This is a genomic window from Corynebacterium sp. HMSC11E11, from assembly GCF_001807025.1.
In the GTDB taxonomy this organism is placed as follows: Bacteria; Actinomycetota; Actinomycetes; order Mycobacteriales; family Mycobacteriaceae; genus Corynebacterium; species Corynebacterium freneyi.
This window is the reverse complement of record NZ_KV787091.1, coordinates 20,133-32,355: the sequence shown is the minus strand read 5'-3', so window position 1 is coordinate 32,355 and position 12,223 is coordinate 20,133. Positions and strand designations below refer to the sequence as shown.

Below are 12,223 nucleotides of genomic sequence, written 5' to 3'. Positions count from 1 at the left end.
GCTCGTTTCGCCCCACCGTTCACATGTGCATCGGGCCGCATGCGTACCCGCCGCCGTCGTCAAGCAAAGCAAGCGCACCCCACACGCAACAAGGCCCGCACCCACCGCAGACGCAGCGGTCGCGGGCCCGAACCCGGGGCGGCCTACGACTGGGCGGAAACGGCCTCACCGAGCGGCACATCGCCGTCGAGGAACGCGATCTCGCGCCGACCGCCGAGCTCGTCGAACCGCCCGACCACATGCGCGATCATCGCCGCAACCGTCGCACGCGACGTGGTGCGCTCGACGCCCTCGGGCACCTCGGAATCATCGCCGACGTACACGTTGCCGGCCGGCTCCTCCGTCAACGCACCCGGCTTCAGGATCACGTACCGCAACCCCGACTCGCGCAGATGCTCGTCCGCCGCGGCCTTCGCATCCGCGTAATGCACGAACGGATTGTCCGCCGGCACGCCGTGGTCACGCCGCGCGCCCCAGTACGACACCATCACGTACCCGGCGTCGCGCGGGCAGGCGTCCATCGACGCGATCGCCGCGACCTCGTCGACCGCCTTCGTCCGCGCCGGATCCCCGCCGCCGGCGCCCGCCGACCACACGACCAGATCCGTCCCCGCCAACAGGGCCGCCCACCCGTCCGCATCGAGCCGCTCGATGTCGACGACGTGCGGCACCGCGCCCGTGGCCTCCACCTCGTCGGCGTGCCCCGGGTTGCGGATCACCCCGATGACCTCATGCCCCGCGCCCGCCAACAGCGGCAGCGCCCGCAGCGCGACTTTTCCGTGTGCTCCGATGACGTGGATTCGCATGGCCCCACGCTACCGACGTCGCGCCGCCGACGCTTCCCCGCTTTACGACGACGCGATCAACGCCAGCAACTCGGCCCCGAACTTCTCGACCTTCACTGGACCGATCCCCGGCACCGCCAACAACTCCGACGGCTCCAACGGACGCGCCTCGGCGATGGCCGCCAACGTCGCATCGGAAAACACCACGTAGGCGGGGACGGACATCTCGCGGGCGGTCTCGGCCCGCCATGCCCGGATGGTCTCCACCAGCTGCGGGTCGACGTCCGACGGGCACGACGAACACCGGCCGATGATCCGCTCGGCGTTCGTGGCCAGACGCCCGCCGCAGGTGCGGCACGTGACGGCCTTCTTCTTCGCCGGCTGGGCGGGGGCCGCCGCGACCAGGCCCGGCACGTCGAGCCCCTCCAGGAAACGACTGCGGCGGCGGGTGCGGCGGCCGCCCTCCTGCCGCGACAACGACCACGACAACTCGAGATGCTCGCGGGCGCGCGTGACGCCGACGTAGAGCAGACGGCGCTCCTCCTCGACGTCCTGGGAATCGTCGCCCTTCTTCAACGCATGCTGGATGGGGATGTTGCCGTCGGTCAGGCCGACGAGGAACACCGCGTCCCACTCCAGGCCCTTCGCGGCGTGGAGGCTGGCCAGGGTCACCCCCTGCACCGTCGGCGGCTGCTTCGCCTGCTGGCGAGTGCGCAACTGCCCCAGCAGTCCCTCGATGCGCAACTCCGGGTCGGTGTGGACGAGTTCCTCGCACAGGTCCGCCAAGGCACCCAACGACTGCCACCGTTCGCGGGCCTGGGCGCCCTCCGGTTCCTCCCGGGTCAGGCCCAGCGGCACGAGGGTGGCCCGCACCAGCTCCGACAATTCCCTGCCCACCAGCGGCGCTCCGGTGTCCCCCGCCGAACCGTCGCCGGCGGTGGCCACGTCCGGCCGCCGCGCCACCCGGATCAACTCGGTGACGGCCTGCTTGATCTCCGGGCGCTGGTAGAAGCCTTCGCCCCCGCGCACCTGGTACGGGATCCCGGCTTCGCTCAGCGCCTGCTCGAACACCGCCGACTGGGCGTTGACGCGGTAGAGCACCGCGATCTCCGACGCCGGCACGCCCGAGTCCAGCAGCCGCCGGATCTGCCGGGCGACGACGCGGGCCTCCTGGGGCTCGTCGTCGAACTCGGTGTACCCCGGCTCGGGGCCGTCGGGACGCTGGCCGATCAGCTGCAGGCGCGAACCCGCCAGTCGCCCCTTCGCCTTGCCGATGACCTCGTTGGCCAAACGCACCACCTGCGGCGTCGACCGGTAGTCGCGCTGCAGCCGCACGACCGTCGCGTCGGGGAAGCGACGCGAAAAGCTCATCAGGTACTCGGGCGTCGCGCCGGTGAAGGAGTAGATGGTCTGGTTCGCGTCGCCGACGACGGTGAGGTCGTCGCGTTCGCCGAGCCACGCGTCGAGCACCCGCTGCTGCAGCGGGGTGACGTCCTGATACTCGTCGACGACGAAGCTGCGGTACTGGGCGCGGAACTCCTCCGCCACGGCGAGCGAATTCTCCATCGCCCCGGCGGTGTGCAGCAGCAGGTCGTCGAAATCCAGCAGCATCCCGTCGGGCGAGGTCTTCATGTCCTCGTACGTGCGGTAGGCGGCCGCCAGCTTCTCGGCCGGGACCGGTGCGACGCGTCCATGCTTGTCGACGGCTTCCGCGTAGCCCTCGGGAGTCACCAACGAGGCTTTCGCCCACTCGATCTCCCCCATGACGTCGCGGATGGTCTCCTTGCCGGAGTCCAGTCCGGTGGCGCGGACGGCGCGGGCGACGACGGAAAACTTGTTGTCCAGCAGCCGCCACGGCAGATCACCGGCGACCTGCGGCCAGAAGTACCGCAGCTGGCGCAGCGCCGCCGAGTGGAACGTGCGGGCCTGCACGCCCGTCGACCCCATCGCGGTGAGCCGGTCGCGCATCTCGCCGGCCGCGCGGGCCGTGAACGTCACGGCGAGGATCTTCTGCGGCTGCACGAACCCCGACCGGATCAGATGGTCGATGCGGTGGGTGATGGTGCGGGTCTTGCCGGTGCCGGCGCCCGCGAGAATGCACACCGGCCCCAACGGCGCGGTGGCCGCCTCGAGCTGGTCCGGGTCGAGGGAGATGGCCCCGCCGGCGGCGAGGTTACTTGACGACATCCGGATCGGAATCCTCCTTGAGCACGCGGCGGACGTACAGCAGCCGGTCGCCCGGCTCGACGGACTCGCATTCCGGCGAATCGATGCGGTACAGCTCGCCGGAGCGCACGACGCCCAGGACGATGTCCGCGAGGTGACGCGGGTTGGCGCCGATCTCCTCCTCGGTGACCAGACGCTCGGCGACCGAGAAGCCCTCGTCGGGGCTGAGCAGGTCCTCCATCATCTCCACCACCGACGGCGTCACCGTGGCCAGGCCGAGCATGCGGCCGGCGGTTTCGGAGGAAATGACCACCTGGTCGGCGCCGGACTGGGTGAGCAGGTGGCGGTTCTCCGATTCGCGCACCGACGCCACGATGGTCGCGCCGGGGGCGATCTCCCGCACCGACAGGGTCACCAGGACCGCCGTGTCGTCCTTGTTCGGGGCCACGACGACCGACCGGGCGCGGGGCACGCCGGCGAGTTTGAGCACGTCGGCCTTCGTCGCCGACCCGTGGACGGTCACCAGCCCGCGCACGCTGGCCTGGTCGAGGGCCTGCTGGTCCTTGTCCACCACGACGATCTGCGACGGGTCGACGCCGTCGGCGAGCAGCGCCGCAATGGCGGAACGCCCCTTCGTGCCGTAACCGATGACGACGGTGTGGTTGCGCATTTGCTTCCTCCAACGCTGGATCTGCAGTGCCCGGCGGGATTCCTCCGTCAGCACCGTCAGGGTCGTGCCGACCAAGAGGGCCAGGAACACCACGCGCAGCGGCGTGATGATCAAGATGTTCATGATGCGGGCCCGTTCCGTCACGGGCGTGATGTCGCCGTACCCCGTCGTCGACAGGGACACCGCCGAGTAGTACAGGGAGTCGACGAAGGTGAGGGGCTCGGTGTAGCCGTCCTTGTCGAGGTACACGACGAACGTCGCGATGAGCATCATCGCCAACGCGTAACCCAGGCGCCGGGCGATGAGCCGCCACGGGTCCCGCCGCGCCGCCTCCGGCATGCGGATGACGCCCAGCAGGGCATGATCCGGCAGGTCGTCCAATTCGATGTCGGAGCCCAACCGATCGCGGATCCTGTCGCGCATCGTCAGCCACCCTTCCGCGTCGTCGTGTCCGCAACGAGCTCGCGCATCGCCTCGTCCAACTCTAGCCGGTCGGGCAGGTCCCTCCCCGCCGGTTCCACGGTGACGTCGTCGACGATGTAGTGGAACGCCGCCCGCACGTCCGCCGGGTCGATGTCCTCGCCCGCCGCCCGGCGACGATCCGCCCAGGCGATGCGGTACACCGCCAGCTGCAGCGCCGCCTGCCGGGCCTTCTCACCGACCGGCCTGCGCCCGGTCTTCCAGTCCACGACCATCCACGTGCCGTCGATGCGGAACACCGCGTCGATGCGCCCGACGATGCGCCGGCCGCCGACGCCGATGTCGAACGGCTCCTCCACGAACTCCGGCGTCCGATCCGCCCACTGGCTCGCGGAGAACCTCTCCTTGAGCTTTTCGACGTCCGCGTCCACCATTTCGCCGTCCTCGTCGACGACGGCGAACAGGTCGTCGTCGTCAAGCAATGCCGACGTGCCGAAACGATTCTCCAACCAGGCGTGGAACGCGGTGCCGCGACGCGCGAACCGGTTCGGCTTGTACGGCACCGGCCGGGCGCGACGACGGGCGAACGCCTCCGGGTCGGCGCGCAGGGCCTGGTACTCGCTGGTGGACAACTGCACCGGCATCGGCACCGACACCGCCTCGGCGCGGGCGCGGCGGCGCTCCTCCAGAAGCATGGACACCTCGTCCTCCCACACCTGCGACAGGTCGCCCGGCACCGGGCGGGAAGAATCCGGGGCCGACACCGCGTCCGGGGAATCCGGATCGGAGAAGGAGCGGACCAGCCCCGCGGCCCGTTCCAGCACGTCCCGGCGCGCGGGATCGGGCGCCGCGGGCCAGCGCACGCCCTCGGCATCCGGGATGGGCAGGGGCTCGGCGGAGACCTCGTCGACCCACGTCTCCACCGCGTCGGGACGCAGCGCCCGCAGCGCCGTCAGATGCTCCGACGGCCCATCGGGCTTCTTGCGCCCCGGCGTCATCCGCTGACTTCCCGACACCAGCAGCACGTCCTCCGCGCGGGTGACGGCGACGTAGAACAGGCGGTCGGCCTCGGCGATCTTCGCCGTGCGGTACTGCGCCTTGTGCTCCTCGAGTGCGGCGGCCAGCTCGCTCTGGTTCTCCGCCCCCGACGTGTCCAGCACGGGGGCGCCGTCCCCCGACTCGCCGTGCCCGGCCTCGTCCTCGCCGACGACGTCCGACGGCAACAGCTGCGCCTTGGTCAACCACGTGTCCACCTGAACCTCGTCGTACACCGACGCGCACACGTGCGGCACCGCCACGACGTTCCACTCCAGGCCCTTGGCCTTGTGGACGGTCATGATCTCCACCCGGTCGCCGCGCATCCGGGTCTTGCCGGGCTCCAGCCCCTTGTCGTGGACCGCCGCGCGATCGAGGTATCCCAGAAACGCCGGCAACTCGCCGCCGAGCCGCCGGGAGAAATCCGCCGCGACCTCGGTGAACCGGTCCAGGTGCACCGTGCCGACCTCGCTGACCGCGGCCTCCACGCGAATGCCGAACGCCTCCTCCACATCCGCGATGAGCTCCGGCAACGGCTTGCGCAGCGAAAACCGCCGCAGGTTGCGGAGCTTCGCCGACAGATCCGCGATGCGCCGGCGACCCTCCTCCGAGTAGCCCGGCGCGGCGTCGCCATCGTCGTCGAGGGCCGGGTCCGCGACCGCGTGGCCGAGACCGGTCGGCGGCGTCACCCGCTGCGCCGCGATCTCCGCCAGGTCCGCGTCGAGGGCCGACAGGGGGCCGTCGACCTCCGCCTCGACTTCCGTCTCCCCCGCGTACCGGGCGAGCTGCCGGGCGCGACGCCCCAGGGCCTTGATGTCCGACGCGCCGAGCGGTGCGCGGGGCCACGTGAGGATGCGCAGCATCGCCCGATCGTCGGCCGGGTCCGCCAACACGCGCAGGCAGGCGATGACGTCGAGGATCTCCGGCAGGGTCAGCAGCCCCGCCAGCCCCACGATTTCGGCGGGCACCCCGGCGGCGGTCAGCGAGTCGAGGATGGCGGCGGAATGCTTGTTCTTGCGCACCAGCACCGCCGCGGTGATCGACCGGCCCTCCTCGCGGGCGGCGCGGAACTCCTCGGCCATGCGCTCGGCCACCCACGCCAATTCGTCGTCGGCGGTGGAGTGCAACGCCAACCGCACCGTGCCGCGCTCCGCCCCCGCACGCGGCGCCAATTCCTCGACGGTGCGGGGGCCGTCGCCGAATGCGCGGGAGGAGACGTCGTTGGCCAGCTCCAGCACCGCCGACGGGTTGCGCCACGACGTCAGCAGCTGCTTCTTCTCCGCCGGGCGTCCGTCGGGGCGCGGGAAGTCCGTGACGAACCGCGTCAGGTTCGCCGCCGTGGCGCCCCGCCATTCGTAGATCGCCTGCATCGGATCGCCGACGGCCGTGACCGCCGTGCCCGCGAACAGGGCGCGCAGCAACACCCGCTGGGCGTGGGAGGTGTCCTGGTATTCGTCGAGCATCACCACCCGGAACCGCGCCCGCTCAGACTCCCCGACTTCCCCGATGCCGTCGGCAAGCCGCGCGGCCATGGCCATTTGCCGGCCGAACGTCACCACCCCCGCGTCCTCGTGCCGCCGCCGCAGTTCCCCGACCAGCGGCAGCATCGCCAGCCGGTCCCGCTGGGCGCGCAGCGGGCCCTCCAGCTTGGAGTGCAGGTCCTTGCGTTGCCGCGGCGCCTTCGGCGTCTGCATGACGTTCGCGATGAACGCTTCGGTCTGTTCCCGCACCTCGTCGACGGAGGCGAGGTTCGAGTCGATTTCCTCCGACAGAGTCATGAGCTTGCCGACGAGGTCGGCCACCCCGAGATCCGTCGCAATGAATCCCCGATCTCGGACGAGCTCCCAGGCCATCTGCCACTGCGTGGCGCCGTCGAGGACCTCCGCCCCCGGTTCGGCGGGCAGCAACAGCCCGTATTCGCGCACCAGCGAACCCGCGTAGGCGTCGTAGGTGGACACCTCCGGGGTGATCACCTGCAGCGCCTCGCGGACCTGCGGGGAGGCGACGGCGTCGAAGGCTCGACTGGCCGCCAACGACGCCAACCGTTCGCGGATGCGCTGCCCCAACTCGCGCGCCGCCTTGCGCGTGAACGTCAGGCCCAGGACCTCCTCCGGCCGCACGAACCCGTTGGCCACCAGCCACACGACGCGGGCGGCCATCGTCTCCGTCTTGCCGGCGCCCGCGCCCGCCACCACCAGAAGCGGCTCCGGCGGCGCGCCGATCACCTCGGCCTGCGCCGGGGTCGGCTGGTGCGGCTGCCCGATCATGCGCGACAGCGTCACCGGGTCGATGACCTTCCGGCCGGCGTTCATCGGCTCCCCTCCTTCGCCGGGCACGCCAGGCGCACCCCGCAGTGATCGCAATGGCGACCGGGCGTGGCCAACGACCCCGGTCCCCGCAGGGCGGCGGCGACGTCGAGCACCGTGGCCCGCCACTGCTTCAACTGGTCCGACGTCAGACCCGACTGCACCCGCACCGACGGGCCGTCGGCGACGGGTTTGCGCGGGTACACGAGCTTGCCGCCCGACGACTCCATCGGCCCCGACCCGTCGACGCCGCCCTCCGCCAACGCCAGCTGGTACGTCGCCAACTGCGGATTCTTCTCGACCTCCGCCGCCGAGGGAACGGTCGCCCCGGTCTTGACGTCGACGATGACGTAGCCGCCCTCCGGGTGTTCCTCCAGCCTGTCGATGCGTCCGGCGATCACCGCGTCGTCGTCAAGCGGAACCCTGACCCCGATCTCCGTGCCCACCGCACGCGACCCCGCCGCCCAGTCCGCCCACGCCTGAACCGCCGCAGCCCACTCACGCTGCATCGATTCGATGCGCCACGCGGGTTCGTCGACGATCTCGGGCAACGCCCGCACAAACGACTGCACCGCGTCCTCGACGGCGACGCCATCCTCCAACGCCTCGACGACGCGGTGAAACGCCGTGCCCAACGCCATCTGATCCGACGACGCCGGCTGCTCCAGCAGCGCCCGCAACGGACACTCGAGAACCTTGCCCACCTTCGACGGACTCACCCGCACCGGCGACGACTCCGCCGGCTCGTCGGTGCTCGGATCGGCCAGGCCCCACCACTCGGACGGATCGGCGCCGGGCACGCCGTCGGCGGCCAGCCGCGCCAACTGCCGGGCCGCCTGCTCCCGGCGCACCGGGCCCGCCGACTCCGACAGCACCGCGGCACGCAACTCCGCCAGCAACGACCCCATCGACAGCACCCGCGTGACGTCCCGCGCCGTCTCGGCGACGGGCGACTCCGGCGTTGCCGCGGCCGCGTCGGCACCCGACTTCACCTCGACGTCGGCGCCCAACTCCGCGAGGAAACGGCTCGGCGACCCCTCGTCGTCCGGGGCGTCGACCGCCGTGACCAGCAGCCGACGCCGGGCGCGGGACACCGCCACGTGGAACAGGCGACGCTCCTCCGCCAACCGCTCGGCCGCATGCGACACCGGGGTGCCCGGCTCGATGCCGTCGTCGAGGAGATCGACGAGCTCGCCCTGGCCGACCACCGACCCCGTCCGCCCCAGCGACGGCCACACGTCTTCCTGCACCCCGGCGACGGCCACCGCCTCCCACTCGCGGCCCAACGCCGCGTGGGCCGACAAGATGACCACGGCCTCGCGTTCCGCGCCCCGGCGATCGCGGGCGCCCGTCGGCAACTCGTGGGCGGCGATCTCGCGGACGACGCCCGCGATGGTCACCGACGGATCGCCCTCGACGAGGTCGCCGAGGAAGTCGAAGAACGTCATGACCCCATCGAGGTCCCGGTCCGCCGCCGATCCCGCCGCGCCACCGCGCAGCGACGCCGCCATGAGGTGATCGGCCAGACCCGACGACTCCCACAGAGCCCAGGCGGCCGCCTCCACGCCCTCGGCTCGAGCGGCGCGGCCGGCATCGAGAATGCGCAGCGGGCCGGCGAGCACGTCGCGCTCGCGCTCCGGCAGCCCCGCGATGAGCTCCTCCTGCTCCGGCGTGCGCTCCTCCGCCGCGAGCAACCCGACGATGCGGTCCATCGCACGGCCGCCGGCGAGATCCGCGCGGCGCACGCCCCGGATCAGGCGGGTCAGGGTCACCGGGTCGGCGTTGCCCAACGGTCCGGCGAGCAGGCGCTCCCACTCCGACGGCGACAACCCTTCGTCGACCGCCCGCAACGCAAGGACCAGCGCGGCGACCATGCGTTGCTCGCCGAGCACGACGTCGGTGGGGTCCATGCGCACCGGCACGCCCGCGCGGGCCAGAGATCGGTGCAACGCGGAATCGCCCGCCCCCGAACGCACGAGCACCGCCATGTCCTTCCACGCCACGCCGTCCTCCAGGTGCGCGCGGCGCAGGAAATCCGCGATGGTCGCCTGCTCCCCCATCCCCGTGTCGTGGACGACGACGCGGGCGGCCGGACGCTCCCCGCCGACGCGCATGCCCCGAATGCCGCGCTCCGGCGGAGTGCCCGGCAACCGCGACGACACCCGGTTCGCCGCCACCGCGATCTCCGGCGTCGTCCGCCACGACGAATGCAGCACGATGCGCCGCCGCGGATCCGCCACCGAATCGAGGAACGCCGAATCCGCGCCGCGGAAACGCAGCACCGATTGGTCGTGATCGCCCGTGACCACCGCCAGGTCGACGCCCGGCAACAGCCTGCGGATCAACTCCGCCGACTGCGGGTCCAGGTGCTCCGCGTCATCGACGAGCAGCACCCGGATGCCCGCCTCCGCCACCAACGACGGATCGTCGTCGATCGCGGCGACCGCCGCCGACACCAGCTCGGCGGCGTTGAGCTCCTCGTGCCACGACAGCCGCGTCACCTGGCGGTATTCCCGGAGGAACGTCCCCGCGGCCACCCACTCGGCGACGCCGTGTTCGCGTCCCAGGCGCTCGAGCTCGTCGGCGCCGACGCCACGCTCGGCGGCCCGCAGCAGCAGATCCCTCAGCTGCCGGGCCATGCCGCGCAACCGCAGCGCGGGGACGAGCCGCTCCGGCCAATACGCCCCGCCCGCATCCGCGTGGCCCTCGAGCAACTCGCGGATCACCGCATCCTGCCGGGCACCCGTGGCCAACGCCGGCTCCGGCTTGCCCGCACGAACCGCAGCCGCACGAACCAGCGCGAACGCCAGCGAATGCACCGCGCGGACCATGCCGCCCGACCCGGCGCCCGACGAGCGCGGCAACCTCCGGGCCACGTCGTCGCGCAACCTCGACGCCGCCTCCTTCGACGGTGCGAGCACCTGCACCGAATCCGCCGGCCACCCCGCCGCGACATGCGCCGCAGCCAGATCCACCAGCAACGCGGACTTCCCCGTGCCCGGCCCGCCGACGACCTGCCAGGCCGCACCCGGGGCCTTCAGCTCCGCCAGTCGGTCGTCGCCCGGGAACAACGCGGCGACCGGCCCCTCCCAGGTTCGACGGGCCGGGGCCTCCGGCTCGGTCAAGCGCACGGCGGGCATCTGATTCATGGCGACATCATCGCACACGCCCCGGAATCGTTCGAACGGGCGTTCCCCACGCTCCGTCGACCCCGGCCACGGGTTCGTCGCCGACCGGTCGCCGGCCCGTCGCCAGCCCTTCCCAAACGCGCTACAGGCGCGCGCGGACCATCTCGGTCGCCCGCGCCAGACCGCGCCACGCGGCGGGCCGGGACTCCGGATGCGCCGCATGGAGGAACAGCCGGTTGCAGATCGCCCGCGCCAGCAGACCATCCCAATGCGGCACATGGTCGAACCGCCCGAGGAGGTCCTCGTCCGCCCCTCCCCACGCCACGGCGTCGACGGCGGCGACGGCCCGCGTCCACCCGGCGGGATGCCAGCGCGGAACGAGATCGACGAACAGCGGCGGCGCCGACCCGTCGTACAGCACGGTGCCGACCGGATCCCCGTGCACGAGCTGCCCCTCGGCGCCCACCTGGCCGCGCAGGCCGATCATCCCGCCGGCTGCGGCGAGGGCCTCCGCCGCATCTCCGCGCGGCACCGCATCCGGGTCGAGGAATTCCTCGAGCTGCGCGATCGGATCCTCCGCCCACGCGGCGCGATCGCACACGTCGAAGACGTCGCCGCCGCCGCGGGCGAGGAAGCGGGGACGTTCGACGTCCGCCAGGGCCTCCTCCAACCTGCCGCAGGCGACGATGGTTTCGTCCGCCCGCGGTTCCGGGCGGCCCGGACGGTGCTGGCGGGCCCGCCACCCGGACAGGACGTGGCGGCCGTCGCTGGTGCGCACCGGGTGCGCCACCTCCGCCCCGTCGACCGCCAGCGATTCCAGCACCTTCGCCGACCATGCCGCACGCGACGGGTCGGCCACCGCGGAAATCACGGTGTCGCCGTAGAGCCAGCCGTCGTCCCACGCGGGGCCGGCGGGCACGGGGGTGCCGGACGCGCCGAAGGCGTCGGAGACGTGGGCCGGGGGCATGCGGGTCATCGGGTCCCCGCATCCTCCGCGAAGCGGAACTCGCGGAACGACATCGCCGCCGAATCGTAGAACAGCACGCGGCCCGACAGCGGCTCGCCGAAACCGGTGATCACCTTCACCGCTTCCGTGGCCATCAGCGTGCCGATCGTGCCCGGCACCGTGCCCAGAATGCCCGTCTGCTCGGCCGTGAGCACGGTCTCCGGGGCGGGCGGCTCGGGGTACAGGTCGCGCAGCCACACGCGCCGGCCGCCGCCGAGGTCCAGCCCGAACACGCTGACCTGTCCGCCCAGCTGGCGGATGCTGCCCCACACCTCGACGACGCCGAGCCGTTGGCAGGCGTCGGCGATGAGGTAGCGGGTCTCGAAGTTGTCGGTGCCGTCGATGACCAGGTCGTGGTCGCCGATGATCGCGTCGATGTTGTCGGGGCCCAGGCGCTCGTCGACAGTCGTGATCTCGATGTCGGGGTTGAGCGCCGCCATCTTCTCGGCCGCGGATTCGACCTTGGGCCGGCCGATGTCCTCGACGCGGTGAATGACCTGACGCTGCAGGTTCGTCAGGTCGACTCGGTCGTCGTCGACGACGGTGAGCTTTCCGACGCCCACCGCGGACAGATAAAAGCCGACGGGCGAGCCGAGGCCGCCCGCGCCCACCATGATCACCTTCGCCCCGGCGAGCCTGCGCTGCCCCTCCTCGCCGAAACCGGGGATGGGCAGATGGCGGGCGTAGCGCTCGGGGTCGAACACCGG

The 12,223-nt window shown here is 72.1% G+C and carries 7 protein-coding genes; all 7 read right to left on the bottom strand.

The genetic code is table 11. The annotated features are described in order from the left end of the window. Positions 1-143 precede the first annotated feature (143 nt). Entirely contained in the window at positions 144-806 is a 663-nt protein-coding gene (locus HMPREF3121_RS00145) for an NAD(P)H-binding protein (RefSeq protein ID WP_070518949.1), read from the bottom strand. Between the two features lie 42 nt (positions 807-848). Then, positions 849-2,972, bottom strand: coding sequence for an ATP-dependent DNA helicase UvrD2 (locus HMPREF3121_RS00140; protein ID WP_070518948.1), 2,124 nt, complete (start codon positions 2,970-2,972; stop codon positions 849-851). Further along, positions 2,959-4,044 (bottom strand): potassium channel family protein, encoded by a 1,086-nt coding sequence (locus HMPREF3121_RS00135; protein ID WP_070518947.1) that lies wholly within the window; start codon positions 4,042-4,044, stop codon positions 2,959-2,961. Before HMPREF3121_RS00135 ends, HMPREF3121_RS00140 begins: the two co-directional genes overlap by 14 nt. 2 nt (positions 4,045-4,046) lie before the next feature. Next, the gene (locus HMPREF3121_RS00130) at positions 4,047-7,388 is read right to left on the bottom strand and encodes an ATP-dependent helicase (RefSeq protein WP_070518946.1); all 3,342 of its coding nucleotides are present in this window, start codon (positions 7,386-7,388) and stop codon (positions 4,047-4,049) included. Continuing rightward, positions 7,385-10,531: an ATP-dependent helicase gene (locus HMPREF3121_RS00125; protein WP_070518945.1), complete on the bottom strand. Its 3,147-nt coding sequence runs from the start codon at positions 10,529-10,531 to the stop codon at positions 7,385-7,387. Before HMPREF3121_RS00125 ends, HMPREF3121_RS00130 begins: the two co-directional genes overlap by 4 nt. A 121-nt stretch (positions 10,532-10,652) precedes the next feature. Next, positions 10,653-11,486, bottom strand: a complete 834-nt coding sequence (locus HMPREF3121_RS00120; RefSeq protein WP_070518944.1) for a TIGR02569 family protein — start codon at positions 11,484-11,486, stop codon at positions 10,653-10,655. Next, positions 11,483-12,220 carry a HesA/MoeB/ThiF family protein gene (locus HMPREF3121_RS00115; protein WP_070518943.1) on the bottom strand — a complete coding sequence of 246 codons (738 nt, stop codon included), beginning with the start codon at positions 12,218-12,220 and terminating at the stop codon, positions 11,483-11,485. Before HMPREF3121_RS00115 ends, HMPREF3121_RS00120 begins: the two co-directional genes overlap by 4 nt. Between the last annotated feature and the right edge of the window lie 3 nt (positions 12,221-12,223).